The organism is Cytobacillus sp. Hz8 (assembly GCF_042263505.1).
Taxonomy (GTDB): Bacteria; Bacillota; Bacilli; order Bacillales; family Cytobacillaceae; genus Bacillus_BE.
Genome location: NZ_JBHKFI010000011.1, coordinates 38,521 through 56,505, shown reverse-complemented (window position 1 = coordinate 56,505; position 17,985 = coordinate 38,521). Strand labels below are relative to the sequence as shown.

Below are 17,985 nucleotides of genomic sequence, written 5' to 3'. Positions count from 1 at the left end.
TCTTACATATAGCTTTCAATCACAGACCAAGCTTTGTCTTTTCCTTCACCTGTTTCAGATGAAAAGATAATCATAGTATCCTCTGGGTCAACATCTAATGTTTGCTCCGTCACTTTTAAATGTTTCTGCCATTTTCCCTTAGGAATTTTATCCGCTTTGGTCGCGATCACAATACATGGAATATCATAATATTTAAGAAAATCGTACATCATCACATCATCATTTGTCGGAGGATGACGCAAGTCTGTGATAAGCACAACAGCTTTTAACTGATCTCTCGAGGTTAAATACGTTTCGATCATTTTCCCCCAAGCTTCCCGCTCTTTCTTAGAAACCTTAGCATAGCCGTATCCTGGAACATCGACAAAATGTAATATCTCATTAATCAAATAAAAATTAAGGGTTTGGGTTTTTCCTGGTTTCGATGAAATACGAGCTAAACCTTTTCGATTAAGCATTTTATTAATAAATGATGATTTTCCAACATTAGAGCGCCCTGCTAATGCAATTTCCGGTAACGTCCCTTCTGGATATTGATCTGGCTTGACAGCACTGATGATAATTTCTGAGCTTGTTACCTTCATTCTTTGGCACCACCTATCAAGGCTTCATTTAAAACCTCGTCCACATGTGAGACTAATACAAATTGTAATTCCTTTCGAACACTTTCGGGAATATCATCAATATCTTTCTCATTATCCTTTGGACATATAATCTTGGTTAAACCAGCACGATGGGCACTTAATGTTTTTTCCTTTAAGCCACCAATGGGAAGAACACGACCACGTAGTGTAATTTCCCCAGTCATTCCTACTTCTTTTCGAATCGGCTTTCCGGTTAAAGCGGACACAAGTGCAGTGGCGATCGTAATTCCTGCTGATGGTCCGTCCTTTGGTACTGCTCCTTCTGGCACATGAATATGAACATCATATTTTTCATGGAAGTCCTCTTCAATCCCAAGTTCTCTTGCTTTTGAACGAACATAGCTAAAAGCAGCCTGAGCGGACTCCTTCATGACATCTCCAAGTTTTCCTGTCAAAACTAGCTTTCCTTTTCCTGGGGAAAGGGATACTTCAATTTGGAGGGTATCTCCTCCCACTGTTGTATAAGCAAGTCCAGTAGCAACGCCAACCTGATCCTCTAGCTCTGCTTGACCGTATCGGAAAATGGTTTTTCCTAAAAACTCTTCAAGACTTTTTTCCGTTACAATCACACGTTTCTTTTCACCGGAGACGATAATTTTAGCCGTTTTTCGGCAAATCGCGGCTAATTGTCGTTCTAAGCTGCGGACACCTGCTTCTCTTGTATAATAACGAACAATTTTCTGAATCGCCTCATCGCGAATTTGCAGCATGCTTTTAGAAAGACCATGCTCCTTCAATTGTTTTGGCAATAAATGATCTTTCGCGATATGTATCTTTTCCATCTCTGTATAGCCCGCAATCGTAATAATCTCCATTCGATCTCTTAATGGTCCTGGAATTGTTGCAAGATTATTAGCTGTTGCAATAAACATGACTTTAGATAAATCATACGTTTCTTCTATATAATGATCGCTAAAATTTTGATTTTGTTCAGGATCTAATACTTCTAACATGGCAGAAGACGGATCACCGCGAAAATCATTGGACATTTTATCAATTTCATCCAATAAGAACACAGGATTAATGGTACCTGCTTTTTTCATTCCTTGGATGATTCGACCAGGCATCGCTCCAACATAGGTTCTGCGATGTCCTCTAACTTCAGATTCATCCCGAATTCCTCCGAGTGAAACCCGGACAAATTTGCGATTTAAAGAGGTCGCAATCGAACGCGCTAAGCTCGTTTTCCCAACTCCTGGAGGTCCGGCTAAGCAAAGAATAGGTCCCTTTAAAGAGTTAGTCATTTTTTGCACGGCTAAATATTCAAGGACTCTTTCTTTTACTTTTTCCAGTCCATAATGATCTTCATTTAAAATTCGTTCTGCTTTATGAATATCTAAATCATCCTCTGTTGCATGGGACCACGGCAAGGAAATGAGCCACTCTAAGTAATTTCGAATCACAGCACTTTCAGCAGAGCTTGTTGGCACCTTTTCATAGCGATCTAATTCCTTGAAGGCGGTTTTTTCCACATGCTCTGGCATAGCGGCTTGTTCAATTCTTTCGGTGAGTTCACCAATTTCGCCGGTTTTTCCTTCCTTATCTCCCAATTCTTTTTGGATGGCCTTCATTTGCTCTCGCAAATAATATTCCTTTTGGGTTCTTTCCATTGATTTTTTAACCCGTTGGCCGATTTTCTTTTCTAAGCTTAAAACTTCCTTTTCATTGTGAATCGTCTCAATAATATGGGTTATCCTTTGTTTCACATCAATGGTTTCAAGAATTTCCTGCTTATCCTTTAATTTTAAAGGTAAATGAGAGGCGATAATATCTGCCATTCTTCCAGGCTCCTCAATATCAGTGACAGAGGAATAGGTTTCAGCAGACACTTTTTTTGACATCTTAATGTATTGCTCAAAATATTCAAGCATTGTTCTCATTAATGCTTCATCTTCAACATCTTTTTCTTCTGAATCCTCGTGCGTTTTTAAAGTGACTGCATAATAGTCGCTTTCATCATAAAATGAGACAATTTCAGCTCTCTTTAAACCTTCAACTAAGACGCGAATCGTACCATTCGGTAGCTTTAACATTTGTTTTACTTTTGTTAATGTTCCCATTCGATATATATCTTCTTCTGCTGGCTCATCAATGGAAACATCAATTTGAGTAGTTAGAAAAATCAAGCTATTATCTACCATTGCTTTTTCAAGAGCTTGGACAGATTTATCACGACCGACATCCAAATGCAGAACCATCGTAGGATAAACAAGCAAACCCCGAAGCGGCAGGAGGGGAACGGTGATCTCTTCCTTATTCGCCATAACTATGTACCTCCACATAAATATCTATTAAGCAATAAAGTGAAACTTCCATCAATGGGGGTTTTCGACGCACAGGACGTGAAGTGTGCAGACTTATGTGTTGACGTCGCACTTTTAGTCTGCCATTCATCCCCCACTGATGGTTAATCACGCAAAGCCTGATTGATTTTTCTAAGGGCTGAAGCCCAAAGAAAAATCTTATTTCACTTATCACGCTCATAACGCCACATCCTGTGGCTTCGCCTGACTAGGACCTTAATCCCTCGTCGGACCTTTTCGGACAGTTGATCTCCCACTTATCTTCTTCGTATTCTCAGAATCTTGAAGTGGGAGTCAAAATGTCCGTTAAGAGTGGGATAAAAAATAATCTTTGTACAAATTCTACCCCATTTAGGAAAAAGTGTCTAATTATTAGAATAAAGGACAACTTAATTCATAAATCCTCTGATAATGATTTTCTAACACCTGATTCTTCTCACCAAGTTGAAGATAATCATCCTTATCGCCCCATTCATTCGGTAAACAAAAATAAAACCTCGGTTTGAGTTTTCCCACAAACCGAAGTTACCAATTCTTTTTCAAAAATGGTTATATTGATTCGTTTAATCTCATACTCGAACATGAGAAAAAAGAACGAGTGACAAAGTGACTCAAATACTTTCCTTCTTCTTAAAATCCGTAGCTGAAGCTGTGAGTGTATTTTCCTCAGAGTATTCCTTGAGTAAGGCAATATCAAAAACTTCAGATAAATGGGTAACCGGTATAATGGTAATATCCTCTATATCCCTTAACATCCCTTGTAGGTTTTCTTCTGGGATGATAACGGTTTTTACTCCTGCTTTTTTTGCTGCCTTCACTTTCGCATAGACACCACCTACAGGTTTCACATTTCCATGAATGCTAATTTCACCCGTCATCGCAACCGTATGATCAATTGGATGCTTATAAATCGCTGAATAAATACCGGTCGCCATAGCAATACCAGCTGATGGTCCATCTATTGGCACACCTCCGGGAAAGTTAACGTGGATATCATACTCATCTGCCGGTACCCCCATTGAGCGAAGAACCGTAATGACATTTTCAATTGACCCTTTTGCCATGCTCTTTCGCCGTATAGACTTTCTTTTATCTCCTATGCTTTCTTCTTCCACAATCCCCGTAATATTAATAGATCCTGAGCCTTTTGCCGGTATAACCGTTACCTCAATCTCAAGCAAAGCACCAGTATTAGGACCATAAACTGCCAACCCATTAATCAAACCAATGGTAGAAAATTGACCAATTTTCCGTTCCATTCTCGGAGTCAACTGACTGGAATGTACAACCCATTCAATATCTTCATCTTTAATAAAATTTCGGTCCTCGGTGATAGAAAGTCCTGCTGAGATCTGAATCATATTTACGGCCTCACGACCATTCCTCGAGTATTGCGCAAGGATATGAAGACCCACCTCACTAATTTTCATGTTCACCTTTGACGCTGCTTTTCGCGCTATTTTTTCGATTTCCTCTTCTGTTAACTCGCGAAAAAATACCTCCATGCACCTTGACCGAATAGCCGGTGGGATTTCACTTGGAGTTCTGGTTGTTGCTCCAATTAAGCGAAAATCTGCAGGAAGTCCATTTTTAAAAATATCATGGATATGGGTAGGAATTTGTGTATTTTCTTCACTATAATAAGCGCTTTCTAGGTAAACCTTTCGATCCTCCAGAACCTTTAATAATTTATTCATTTGTATCGGATGCAACTCTCCAATTTCATCGATAAAGAGCACTCCCCCATGAGCATTGGTTACCGCTCCTTGCTTTGGCTGCGGAATCCCCGCTTGTCCCATCGCTCCAGCTCCTTGATAAATTGGATCATGTACAGAACCAATAAGAGGATCCGCAATCCCTCTTTCATCAAATCTTGCTGTGGTGGCATCAAGCTCAACAAAAACAGATGAAAATTGGAACGGTGATTTTGGGTTCTTTTTTGCCTCCTCTAATACAAGACGGGCAGCAGCTGTTTTTCCTACTCCAGGAGGACCATAAATAATAACATGTTGCGGATTGGGGCCACAAAGAGCTGCCTTTAATGATTTAATCCCATCCTCCTGACCAACAATATCTGAAAAATTCACTGGACGAACCCTTTCCGATAAAGGCTCTGTAAGAGAGATTGAACGCATTTTTTTCAACTGATCCATTTCTTTTTTTGATTCTCTATCTATTGATACCTTCTGAGTTCTTTGGTTTTTCAGCAAATTCCAAAAGTAAAGTCCAATAATAATTCCGAAAAATAACTGAACAAATAAAGCAATCCCTGTCCAACTCATTTTAATCCCTCCTGCTTTTCTTCCAGTTGTTAATGATAGTATCCCCTCGTAAAGCTTTGAATAAACAAATTTTCCAAAGAAATATCAGGAAGACTCATGAGTGAAGAAGGAACATTTTGAGAAACAAAAAAATAGCTCAAAAGAACATCAACCTGCTGGCTGAAAATTCTTTTGAGCTGATTTGTTTTTAATTATGCAGATGTTTTTCGCTCTTCTTTTTCAAGAACGGTTCCATCCTTTAGAACAAGCCTTGGTTTATTATTTTCAGTAATGGTATCCTCTGTAATTATACATTTCGCAACATCTTCACGAGAAGGAAGATCAAACATCACTTCTAGCATGATGCCCTCAATGATAGAGCGAAGGCCACGAGCACCAGTTTTGCGTTCGATTGCTTTCTTCGCGATTTCTACCAATGCCCCAGCTTCAAACTCAAGCTCTACATCATCAAGCTCAAGCATTTTTTGATATTGCTTCACAAGCGCATTTTTTGGTTTTGTCAAAATTTCTACTAGAGCTTCCTCGTCTAATGAGGATAGATTTGCGATTACTGGCAGACGGCCAATAAATTCAGGAATTAAGCCAAATTTCAATAAATCCTCAGGGAGAACTTTTGAAAGTAAATCCTTTTCCTCAACTTCTTTGGATTTCAATTCAGAACCGAAACCAATAACTTTTTGTCCTAAACGACGTTTAATGATTGGTTCAATCCCATCAAACGCTCCACCGCAAATAAATAAAATATTGGTGGTATCAATTTGAATAAACTCTTGATGAGGATGTTTTCGGCCACCCTGTGGTGGAACACTTGCTACGGTTCCTTCTAATATTTTTAAAAGAGCCTGTTGCACGCCTTCACCAGAAACATCTCTTGTAATAGATGGATTTTCTGATTTACGAGCAATCTTATCAATTTCATCGATATAAATAATCCCTTTTTCCGCTTTCTCAACATCATAATCGGCAGCTTGAATGAGTTTAAGGAGAATGTTTTCCACATCCTCACCAACATACCCAGCTTCTGTTAAAGATGTCGCATCTGCAATTGCAAAAGGCACATTTAAGATTCTGGCTAAAGTTTGAGCAAGTAATGTTTTTCCACTACCTGTTGGTCCAATCATCGCAATATTACTTTTAGATAGCTCAACATCATCAATTTTGCTGTTAGAGTTAATGCGTTTATAGTGATTATAAACTGCAACAGATAAAGTCTTTTTCGCTTCATCCTGTCCAATCACGTACTCATCGAGAATATCACGGATTTCCATTGGCTTTGGCACATCTTTAAATTCGATTTCTTCTTCAGTACCAAGCTCTTCTTCCACTATTTCAGTACATAGCTCAATGCATTCATCACATATATATACACCTGGACCAGCAACTAACTTGCGAACCTGATCTTGAGTTTTACCACAAAAAGAACACTTCAGTTGCCCTTTTTCATCATTAAACTTAAACATATTTTCACCCCTTAGCGACTTCTATACCCTCTATAAAAACATGCAGATCTCAAGTAAAAAAATGAATCAGCATATCCATATTTCTACGGTACATTATGTAAATGCATTGTATCACATTTTTATTATTTAGATGAAATAATAACTACTAGGAAAATCATCTAAAACTTGAGATTGAAAAAATCATATGTACTCATTAAGCTTAACCAAATGTCGTACACTTAAATCGAAAAACTTAGCTTTTATATGTATATCTGATTGTTGCACTTTTCAATATTGCTTATATGTATTTTATTTTCTGAATTTTACTATTTCAAGTAAAATATTAATCATTTGTTTTACTAGCATATGTAAGTGAACCATTTTTTTATTACAAAAATTAAAGGGTAATTATTGTATAAAACAAGGCACGATGAAATCGCGCCTTGAAAATTATTCATATCTGAAAAACTTTACATCATCTTTTAGATGAAGGATATTATTCAACTGTCTTGCTGTTTTCAACAAGTAAATCAATCGCTTTTCTGATTCGAAGATCCCCTTTAAGGCCATCTAGGTTTCCTAAAGCGTTTTTGATGTTTTCAACAGTCATGTTATACATATCTGCCATTTTTTGAAGCTCTTCATTCACTTCTTCTTCATTTGGTTCAATGCCTTCAGCTTTAGCAATTGCTTCAAGTGTAAGAGTTACGCGAACACGTTGTTCTGCTTCTTCTTTCATTTGTTCACGAAGTGCATCTTCATCTTGACCAGAGAATTGGAAGTATAATTCTTTGTTTAGACCTTGCATTTGCAGACGTTGTTCAAATTCTTGAACCATGCGGTTTACTTCATTTTCAACCATTACTTCTGGAAGATTAATTTCCGCATTAGCCGCTGCCTTTTCTACTAGAGTATCGCGAACATAATGTTCTTCTTCATGCTTTTTGTCATGTTCTAAGCGCGCTTTAATTTTATCTTTCAATGCAGCAAGTGTTTCCACTTCATCATCAACATCTTTAGCGAACTCATCATCTAATTCAGGAAGTTCTTTTGTTTTGATTTCATGAACTTTCACTTTGAATACAGCTGGTTTGCCAGCAAGCTCAGCAGCATGGTATTCTTCTGGGAATGTTACTTCAACATCCTTTTCTTCTCCAGCTTTTACACCAACTAATTGATCTTCGAAACCTGGAATAAATGTACCTGAACCTAACTCAAGTGTATAGTTATCCGCTTGTCCACCCTCAAATGGTTCGCCATCAACATAGCCTTCAAAGTCAAGGACAGCTGTATCACCGATTTCTGCTGCTTCATCTTCTTTAATAACTAGTTCTGCATGTTTTTCTTGAAGAGATTTTAATTCATTTTCGACATCTTCATCAGAAACGGTAGTATCGAACTTTTCTAATTCAAGACCGTTATATTCGCCAAGTTTTGCTTCAGGCTTCACGGTAACTTTTGCTTTGAAAATAAATGATTTGCCTTTTTCGATTTGTTCAACATCGATTTCAGGACGATCCACTGGCTCGATTCCTGTTTCATTGATTGCATTTTCGTATGCATCTTGAAGTAAATAATCAATTGCATCTTGGTAAAGTGATTCTACGCCAAAGCGTTGTTCGAACATACCACGAGGCATTTTTCCTTTACGGAATCCTGGAACATTTATTTTTTTAACTACTTTTTTAAATGCAGCATCTAAGCCTTCGTTTACTTTTTCTGCATCTACTTCAACAGTGAGAACACCAACATTCTCTTCTACTTTTTCCCATTTTGCAGACATTAGGTACTTCCCTCCAAAAATCTATTATCAGTTTGCGATTCATAACGACAAATGTTCGTTTATGTTAAGCACTCTTTATAATATGTAAAAAAATTTACACATTGCAACCACTACATTATAACATACGATTTCCTTGTTTCAACAGCCAAGACTAAAATATCGGATAAGAAATTTTTTCTATCTTCCGAATAAGCTCAAGCGCCTCTTCTATTTCAGCTTTCTCCATTCCGCTCCATTCACAGAGTTCTTCTATCGAAGTCTCTTCGCCAAGATACTCATTTGCAATGGATTGATAGGCAATCGCCCACAGATGCGCTTGCGGTGGTTTTAGTTCAAATGGATACATAATAAAAAGCTGTCGCTCCACTAATTTTTTTGTATTTTCATATAGAACAGGATCCTGATTTTCAAGATATTTCTGCAAGTCTTCAATAATCTCGATTAACTGTGGCTGCTCATTCAAGGCATAGAGATCGATTGGACGGACATTCATCCGTTCCCCGAATTTTTCCACTTCAACCTCTTTTTCATATTTTTGGTCATGGAGAATATTTAGAAGCATCGTTTTGATAAACGGATTGCCCTCGTGACTGTTTAAATAGTTTTTAATATCAGTTATGTACGATTGAATATTCCGATTGGATAGCTCTGAAAGCAGGAGCATTTGTTTATAAATATCTTCCTCTTCAAATAAGGATTGAAGATTAATATCACTGCTTTCCTTTAAATAGTCATCATGACTCTGATCCTTTTTTTCTTCAAGAATTCGCTTGTAAAATTGGAGCATATTGTATAAATGAGCTCGTTTATCTTTAGGAATTTCATTTTCTTCCATTAGCACCTCAATATATGAAGTTAATTCTTCATACTCATGAAGCTGGATCATAATCATTAAATACAAATCAACGGTTTGAAAATAATCTCCTATTCCTTCAGCTAGCATCTTTTTAGCAAGCTTTTTAGCCTCTCCATAATTACCTGTTTCGTAATAAGATAGAACAAGTCCGATGTATACTTCTTCATTATCAGAATCAAGCTCTAAAGCATCTTCAAGAAATTGAATCGCTTGAGAGTAGTTTTTTTCCTGTAAACTTTCAACCCCCTTAATTAATAATCTTTTTTCTAAATCGGGAAAGAGGATCACATTACCTTCCGTCTTTCGTTCCCGTCTTTTCATTATATTGCTCTCCTATCCATTCTTAATGAGGTAAGTTTAGCACGAAGGAAAAGAAAAAACAAAAATACACAAATTTAGAGCCAAGCAACATAAGACAAAGTTGAAAAAACAAGTAAATAGTGTCCTATGGAGCTTGGCCCTAATTTATTTTGTAGACTTCTCATTTTAATAATTTTGAGAAAACTCTTCTTTCTCTTCAAATTGCTTAATTTTATCATCTAACTGCAAGGTGATTTCAATTTCATCCCAGCCATTCATTAATAATTTCTTCCAATAAGGATGAATAGAGAATTGCGCATAAAAACCATCTGTATCTTCTACGGTTTGATTTTCTAAAGAAATCTGTAAATGAATCGGCTGTTCCTTCGCTTTTTCTAATAAAAATGCTACTTCTTCATTATTCAAAACGATTGGGAGTATCCCATTCTTCAAACAGTTTTGATGAAAGATATCTGCAAAAGACGGGGCAATAATCGCTTTAAAGCCATAATCTAATAGAGCCCATGGTGCATGTTCTCTCGATGACCCACAGCCAAAATTTTCGTTGGCTATCAGAATGCTAACACCCGCGTTTTGCGGAGCATTTAATTCAAAGTTTGGATTAGGATCCCCATTAGGCAAGTAGCGCCAATCGAAAAATAAATATTGTCCAAATCCCGTCTTTTCAATCCTTTTTAAAAATTGTTTAGGAATAATTTGATCCGTATCCACATTCGCACGATTTAGTGCTGCTGCTTTTCCTTCTAGTACATTAATTCCACTCATTTATGAATCCTCCTTTACACCATTTCTGCGGTAAGCATTTTTCTTACATCAACAAAATGGCCATTAATAGCAGCCGCTGCAGCCATTGCCGGACTCACTAAATGCGTTCTTGCTCCAGCTCCTTGGCGACCTTCAAAATTTCGATTAGAAGTTGAAGCACAATGTTCACCACTTGGAACGATATCATTATTCATGCTTAGACACATGCTGCAGCCAGAATCCCGCCATTCAAATCCAGCATCCATAAAGATTTGTGCCAAGCCTTCTTCTTCGGCTTGTTTTTTAATTTTTTGAGAACCTGGAACAACTAATGCCCTTACCTTAGAATTGACCTTTTTCCCTTTTACTACCTTGGCGGCTTGGCGTAAATCTTCCAATCTAGAATTCGTACATGAACCGATAAATACATGTTGCACTTTAATATCTTCTATTTTTTGTCCTTCCCTTAATCCCATATATTGAAGGGCATTTTGTAATGACTGACTTTCTAGTTCAGATTTACAATCTGAAAGAGTCGGGATCTTTTGTTCAATTTTTGCCGTCATCGATGGATTCGTCCCCCAACTCACCATTGGCGAAATATCGTTTCCATCAATTTCAATCACTTTATCATATTGGGCATCTTTATCAGAGGCGAATTTCTTCCATCTTTGCTCATATTTAGTAAATACCTCATCCTTAGGTGCATACTTTCTTCCTTTTATATAATCAAAAGTCGTTTCATCGGGGCTAACGAGACCTGCTCTTGCTCCCCCCTCTATGGACATATTGCAGATCGTCATTCTCTCATCCATGGACAAATTGCGAATGACTTCTCCACAATATTCTATACAATATCCGGTACCAAACTTAATTCCTTCTTGAGCGATGATATAAAGAATTACGTCCTTTGCCGTCACCCCTTTTGCGAGCTTTCCATTGATTTCAAGCTTTAATGTTTTAGGCTTGCTTTGCCATAGTGTTTGGGTTGCCATCACATGTTCAACCTCGCTTGTCCCAATTCCGAAGGCTAAGGCTCCGAAAGCCCCATGGGTAGACGTGTGGCTATCTCCACAAACAACGGTCTGTCCTGGTTGTGTTAATCCTAATTCTGGACCGATAACATGAACAATCCCCTGATCAGGACTTTCTAAGCCTGCAAGCGGTACACCGAATTCCACACAATTCTTCTCTAATGTCGTCATTTGATTTAACGCAACAGGGTCATCAACTTTGTACCGATTTAATGTTGGAACATTATGATCCATTGTTGCAAAGGTTTTATCCGGTCTTCTCACTTTACGATTTTTCATGCGTAAACCTGAAAAAGCCTGTGGCGATGTGACTTCATGGACTAAATGAAGATCGATATATAATAAGTCCGGTTTCCCTTCTTCTTGATGAACGATATGCTTTTCCCAAATTTTATCAATAATTGACTTTCCCATTTCAAAGCCTCCTAATCCTTGAATTTCTAAGAAAAAAAGCTGACTTTTCTAGAGAATTGCTTATTTTTAATCACAGCTACTGATAGACAATGAAAGGCAGCTGAAATAAAAATGACAAAACTGTTCGACGAGTCAGCATGTATGATGTTCATTACGCATAGCAATTCATGATGTTATGAATTTCACCTTGATCTAAAATAGCAGATTTAACTTCTTGAATCATCTCTGTTGTCGTCACAATCTTTTTACCATTTGATGAAATATCCATTGTTCTATATCCAGCTTCCAATACTTCATTAACCGCATGTTCAACTGCTTGTGCTTCCTTTTCTAATCCAAAAGATAAACGAAGCATCATGGCTGCTGATAAAATGGTTGCAAGCGGATTTGCCTTATTTTGTCCTGCAATGTCAGGAGCAGAACCATGAATTGGTTCGTATAAATATGGTCCACTTTGTGAAATACTTGCTGATGGGAGCATTCCAAGTGAACCAGTTAACACGGAAGCTTCATCGCTTAATATATCGCCAAACATATTTTCCGTAACGACAACATCAAACTTCTTCGGGTTTTTGATCATTTGCATAGCCGCATTGTCAACGAGCATATGTTCAAGCTCGACATTTGGATATTTAGCAGCAATTTCTTCAGCAACCTCTCTCCACATACGGCTAGACTCTAACACGTTTGCCTTATCAACAGACGTTACCTTTTTATTGCGATTGCTGGCTAGCTGAAACGCCAAATCAATCACTCGATACATTTCAAATCGTTGATAAAATAGGGTATCCACGACTGCCGCCTTACCATCCTGCGTTGTCCGCTCACTTGGCTTTCCAAAATATAGGCCACCCGTTAATTCACGAACCATTAACATATCAACATCTTTGATGAATTCCTTTCGAAGCGGAGAAGACTCTTCTAAGCTAGGATAATATTTGGTCGGCCTTAAATTGGCATACAATTCTAATTCTTTTCGAATCTTTAATAAACCTTGCTCAGGTCGAAGATGGACGGGCAACCGATCCCATTTTGTTCCACCAACTGCCCCAAGTAAGACAGCATCACTTTCTTTACAAAGACGAATCGTCTCATCCGGTAATGGAGTGCCTTCCGCATCATATGCTGAACCGCCAATTTTTCCATATAAGAAATAAAATTGATGTTCAAATCTTTCTCCGATGGCACGAAGCACGTCGATTGCTCCCTCTGTTACTTCCTTCCCGATTCCATCGCCAGATAAAATGGCAATCTGTTTTTTCATGCTTTTCACTCCGTTCCTTTCCCTATGTCCTACCCTACATTTAGATTGATAGAATCTCATTTGTTTGCCTAACCTTGTAAAACGGTTGAAGATTTGTCCTTCATATATAACACACGATTAATAGCGTTTAAATAGGCTTTAACTGATGCTTCTAAGACGTCCTGCGCTAAACCTCTACCACTTGTTTCTACCCCTCTAAATTGAAGCTTCACATATACTTGAGCTAAGGCATCTCGACCAGCCCCAACCGACTGTATTCGATAGTCTAAAAGATGAACCTTTTCATTGATGCATTTTTCAAGCGTGTTATAAAGTGCTTCAATACTGCCGGATCCCGTTCCTGCTTCTTGAATGACTTCATTATTACGACCAGATAAAGTGACGGTTGCAGTAGGTACATTATTCGTTCCATACTGTACCTGCATTTGAATTAAATCAAAAAACCTTTCCTCTTTCGAAAGCTTTTCCTCAAGGACAATTGCTACTAAATCATCGTCAGTCATTTCCTTTTTCCGATCTGCTAAATCTTTGAAAACAGCAAAGAGCTTATTAACCTCACTCTCATCCAACACTAATCCGATTTCTTCTAGGCGATTTTTAAATGCATGTCGTCCGGAATGCTTTCCAAGTACGAGAGAATTTTCTTGATATCCAACCAAATCAGGTGAAATGATTTCATAAGTTGTTTTTTCCTTTAAAACCCCATCTTGGTGAATACCTGATTCATGGGCAAAAGCATTTTTGCCGACAACCGCCTTATTAGCTGGTACAATCATTCCTGTCAATCTACTAACAAGAGTGCTTGTTCTGCTAATTTCCTTTAAATTCAATCTAGTTTCTGCTTGATAATAGTCTTTTCTTGTATATAGAGCGACGGCAAATTCCTCGAGGGCGGCATTCCCAGCTCTTTCCCCGATTCCGTTAATCGTTCCTTCCACTTGAGTTGCTCCATTTTCAACAGCAGCAAGAGAATTAGAAATGGACATGCCTAAATCATCATGACAATGAGTGGATAAAGCAACCTTATCAATAGATGGAACATTATTTTTTAAATATTGAAAAATTTCACCATATTCCTTTGGCGTCGTATACCCCACTGTATCTGGAATATTGATTACATTCGCACCCGCTCGGATTACTGCTTCAACGATTTCAGCTAAAAAGGGGAGCTCTGTGCGGGTTGCATCTTCAGCTGACCACTGGATGATTGGAAATTTTTTTGCTGCATATTGAACCATTTTCACTGCTGTATCTAGCACTTCTTCCTTATTCATTTTCAATTTATATTGACGGTGAATCGGTGAAGTAGCGATAAATACATGCAGTCTCGGTTCTGCTCCGTTTTTGAGAGCCTCCCAGGCAGCATCAATATCGGAAAAGACTGAGCGTGCAAGCCCAGTCACCGAACAATTTTTGATTGAGTTGGCAATTTGCTGTACGGAGGAGAAGTCACCTTTTGAGGCAGCAGGAAAGCCTGCCTCAATTATATCCACATGCAATCTTTCCAGCTGCTTAGCAATTTCAAATTTTTCCGAAAAGTTAAGGTTGACTCCTGCCGACTGCTCACCATCTCTTAGAGTAGTGTCAAATATTTTAATTTTGCGCACTACCCACCACTTCCTTCTTTCGATCCTTATTAACAAAAGGCATCATCGCGCGTAATTCTTTTCCAACTTTTTCAATTGGATGTTCTTTTTCACTTTCATTGATAGCATTGAATACTGGTCGGTTTGCCTGATTTTCTAAGATCCAGCCTTTTGCAAATTTGCCTTCCTGAATATCCTTAAGAACAGCCTTCATTTCCTCTTTAACAGCTGCGTTCACTACTCTTGGTCCGCTAACAAAGTCGCCCCATTGAGCTGTGTCTGAGATAGAATAACGCATTCTTTCAAGTCCACCTTCATAAATTAAGTCAACAATTAGCTTCATTTCATGACAACATTCAAAATAAGCTAATTCTGGTTGATAGCCAGCTTCCGTTAAAGTTTCAAAGCCTGCCTTAATCAGTGAAGTTAATCCTCCGCATAAAACAGCTTGCTCACCGAATAAATCTGTTTCTGTTTCTTCCTTGAAGGTTGTTTCAAGAGCTCCCGCACGCAATGCACCAATTGCATAAGCATAAGCTAATGCTAATTCTCTTGCTTCTCCTGAAACATCTTGATAAATGGCGAATAGTGCTGGTACACCTGCTCCCTCTTGATAAGTTCTTCTTACTAAATGCCCTGGACCTTTAGGTGCGACAAGTAGAACATCGCTTGTTTGAGGTGCGACGATTTGATGGAAATGAATATTAAAGCCATGAGCAAACATTAATGCCTGATTTGTTAGATTTGGTTCAATTTCTTCTTTATATACTTTTGGTTGAAGTTCATCTGGTAACAAAATCATAACTACATCTGCTTTTGCTGTTGCTTCTCCAACTGAATATACATCAAAGCCATCCTGAACAGCTTTATCCCAAGATTTACCCTGTCTCAAGCCGATAACCACATTTACGCCGCTTTCTCTCATATTTTGTGCATGAGCATGACCTTGAGATCCATATCCGATAACTGCTACAGTCTTCCCATTGAAATAAGATTGATTTGCGTCTCCGTTGTAGTACATTTTTGCCATGATTTTTACTCCCTTTCGTCTCTTAGTTTATTTATTAAACAATTGAAATTGTTTTTGATTGATTATTACTGGACTTTTGAGTTCCCCGTTGAAAAGCAGTTGTTCCTGTACGGGCAAGTTCTTTAATACCATAGGGCTTAATTAATTCGATAAAGGCTTCAATTTTATCGGATTCGCCTGTAATTTGAATACTGATGCTATCCTTACTTACATCAATGATGGATGCTCTAAATGGTTCGATTAAAGAATAGATTTCATTTCTTGTACTTGCGGTTGATAAAACCTTAATCAAAGCAAGTTCTCTTGCTACAATCGATTGTTCCGTAATATCTGTTACCTTAATCACATCAATTTGCTTATTTAATTGCTTGGTAATTTGTTCAATAATCTGATCATTCTCCACATTCACCACGCAAGTGATTCGAGAAATTCCTTCGGTTTCTGAATGACCTACTGTAATGCTTTCAATATTGTAATTTCGTTTGGAAAACAAATTGGTGATTCGATTAAGAACCCCTGGGCGATTCATCACAGTTAAGGTAATGATTCGTTTCATTCTTTAACACCCACCATTTCATGTATTCCTTTCCCTGGTGCAATCATTGGATACACATTTTCATCTGGATTTACTCTAAAATCTAAAAGGACAGGCTCACGATTATTTAATACATCGTTCAGAATCGTTTCAGCCTCTTCTTCGTTACTGATTTGATAGCCCTTAATACCAAAAGCTTCTGCCAATTTGACAAAGGATGGCTGAACTGGATTTTTACTATGAGAGTATCTACCATCATAGAATAATTCCTGCCATTGCCTTACCATTCCAAGTGCTTGGTTATTCAAAATAATGATTTTAATTGGCAGATTATATTCTTTAATCACCGCTAGCTCCTGTGTACACATTTGAAAACCGCCATCTCCGTTGATAGAAAGTACACATGCCTCGCGATTGGCAAAACTTGCTCCAATGCTTGCAGGTAAGCCAAATCCCATCGTTCCTAAGCCGCCAGAAGTAACCCATCGATTCGCTTCTTTAAATTTATAATACTGTGCGGCCCACATTTGATGCTGTCCAACATCTGTGACCACGATGGCATCTCCTTTTGTTTTTTCATAGAGCATTTCAAGGACCTTTTGTGGCCTTAATAAGTCACTTGATTCATAATGGTATGGATGTTTTTCCTTCCAGCTACGAATCATTTCTAACCATTCTTTATGGACTGGAGGCTTTCCATCTTGGGCAACAAGCTGCTTTAACGTCTCCTTCGCATCTGCAACAACCGGAATTTGCGTTGGTACATTTTTTCCGATTTCTGCCGGATCAATATCTACATGTGCTACCGTTGCATTCGGGGCAAAATGCTCCAAGTTTCCTGTAAGGCGATCATCAAATCTTGCACCGATATTAATGAGTAAATCACATTCATATAGAGCCATATTCGCCGCGTAACATCCATGCATTCCCGCCATGCCAATAAATAGTTCATGATCCGCAGGAAAACCACCAAGTCCAAGTAATGTGTGAATAACAGGAATTTGTTGCTGCTCTGCGTATTCCTTCAATTCTTTTGCTGCTTTTGCATGCAGTACGCCAGCCCCAGCTAAAATTACTGGACGTTTCGCACTACTGACAGCCTCGGACAACTTTCTAATCTGCAGATAATTGGGTTGAATATTAGGCTGATAACCTGGAAGATTAATTTCTTGCTCCTCTGGCCGCTCTATCACACCAGAAGCAACATCCTTTGGTAAATCAATTAAGACCGGACCAGGTCTCCCACTTGATGCGATATAAAAAGCCTCCTTCACAATTCGTGGGATATCCGCGAGATTACGAACCTGATAATTATATTTCGTTATTGGAGTGGTAATACCTAAAACATCAGCCTCTTGGAAAGCGTCTGTTCCAATCACTCCTGTTGCCACTTGTCCAGTAAACACAACCAATGGAAGCGAATCAATCATGGCATCCGTCAGTCCGGTAACAATATTCGTTGCACCTGGACCCGATGTTGCAATCACTACTCCAGTTTTTCCAGAGATCCTTGCATAGCCTTCAGCTGCATGAATGCCTCCTTGTTCATGTCTTGGTAAGACGTGGAGAATTTTAGAATCATAGATTTTATCATAAAGTGGTAAGACTGCCCCACCTGGATAGCCAAAAATGACTTCAACATTTTCCCTTTCTAATGCTTCTAATAAAAGTTCTGCACCACTAATCGCTTTGTTCTCTGCCTTTTTTTCCGTAAAGGCGGCTTCCTGCAACATGAATAATTGACCTCCTT

At 38.3% G+C, this 17,985-nt stretch carries 13 protein-coding genes; all 13 read right to left on the bottom strand.

Annotated features, from left to right (window positions below):
• Positions 1–2 precede the first annotated feature (2 nt).
• Positions 3–584 (bottom strand): ribosome biogenesis GTP-binding protein YihA/YsxC, encoded by a 582-nt coding sequence (gene yihA / locus ACE38V_RS14295; protein ID WP_375842172.1) that lies wholly within the window; start codon positions 582–584, stop codon positions 3–5.
• Positions 581–2,908, bottom strand: a complete 2,328-nt coding sequence (gene lon / locus ACE38V_RS14290) for an endopeptidase La (protein ID WP_375842170.1) — start codon at positions 2,906–2,908, stop codon at positions 581–583. The genes yihA and lon overlap by 4 nt, the downstream gene beginning before the upstream one ends.
• A gap of 650 nt (positions 2,909–3,558) precedes the next feature.
• Positions 3,559–5,229, bottom strand: a complete 1,671-nt coding sequence (gene lonB, locus ACE38V_RS14285; protein ID WP_375842168.1) for an ATP-dependent protease LonB — start codon at positions 5,227–5,229, stop codon at positions 3,559–3,561.
• Positions 5,230–5,420: 191 nt separating this feature from the next.
• Positions 5,421–6,689, bottom strand: a complete 1,269-nt coding sequence (gene clpX / locus ACE38V_RS14280) for an ATP-dependent protease ATP-binding subunit ClpX (protein ID WP_375842166.1) — start codon at positions 6,687–6,689, stop codon at positions 5,421–5,423.
• Between the two features lie 475 nt (positions 6,690–7,164).
• Entirely contained in the window at positions 7,165–8,451 is a 1,287-nt protein-coding gene (tig, locus tag ACE38V_RS14275) for a trigger factor (RefSeq protein WP_375842164.1), read from the bottom strand.
• A gap of 151 nt (positions 8,452–8,602) precedes the next feature.
• Entirely contained in the window at positions 8,603–9,628 is a 1,026-nt protein-coding gene (locus tag ACE38V_RS14270; RefSeq protein ID WP_375842162.1) for a tetratricopeptide repeat protein, read from the bottom strand.
• A gap of 165 nt (positions 9,629–9,793) precedes the next feature.
• Positions 9,794–10,393 (bottom strand): 3-isopropylmalate dehydratase small subunit, encoded by a 600-nt coding sequence (gene leuD, locus ACE38V_RS14265; RefSeq protein WP_375842160.1) that lies wholly within the window; start codon positions 10,391–10,393, stop codon positions 9,794–9,796.
• Positions 10,394–10,407: 14 nt separating this feature from the next.
• Positions 10,408–11,820 (bottom strand): 3-isopropylmalate dehydratase large subunit, encoded by a 1,413-nt coding sequence (gene leuC / locus ACE38V_RS14260; protein WP_375842158.1) that lies wholly within the window; start codon positions 11,818–11,820, stop codon positions 10,408–10,410.
• Between the two features lie 151 nt (positions 11,821–11,971).
• The gene (gene leuB / locus ACE38V_RS14255) at positions 11,972–13,084 is read right to left on the bottom strand and encodes a 3-isopropylmalate dehydrogenase (protein ID WP_375842156.1); all 1,113 of its coding nucleotides are present in this window, start codon (positions 13,082–13,084) and stop codon (positions 11,972–11,974) included.
• A 68-nt stretch (positions 13,085–13,152) separates the two neighbouring features.
• Positions 13,153–14,691 (bottom strand): 2-isopropylmalate synthase, encoded by a 1,539-nt coding sequence (locus tag ACE38V_RS14250; RefSeq protein ID WP_375842154.1) that lies wholly within the window; start codon positions 14,689–14,691, stop codon positions 13,153–13,155.
• On the bottom strand, positions 14,678–15,700 hold the full coding sequence (gene ilvC, locus ACE38V_RS14245; protein ID WP_375842152.1) for a ketol-acid reductoisomerase: 1,023 nt from the start codon (positions 15,698–15,700) through the stop codon (positions 14,678–14,680). Before ilvC ends, ACE38V_RS14250 begins: the two co-directional genes overlap by 14 nt.
• Before the next feature lie 34 nt (positions 15,701–15,734).
• Positions 15,735–16,256 (bottom strand): acetolactate synthase small subunit, encoded by a 522-nt coding sequence (gene ilvN / locus ACE38V_RS14240; protein WP_375842151.1) that lies wholly within the window; start codon positions 16,254–16,256, stop codon positions 15,735–15,737.
• Complete coding sequence (ilvB, locus tag ACE38V_RS14235) at positions 16,253–17,968, bottom strand: acetolactate synthase large subunit (protein ID WP_375842150.1); 1,716 nt, start codon at positions 17,966–17,968, stop codon at positions 16,253–16,255. Before ilvB ends, ilvN begins: the two co-directional genes overlap by 4 nt.
• Positions 17,969–17,985: the final 17 nt, after the last annotated feature.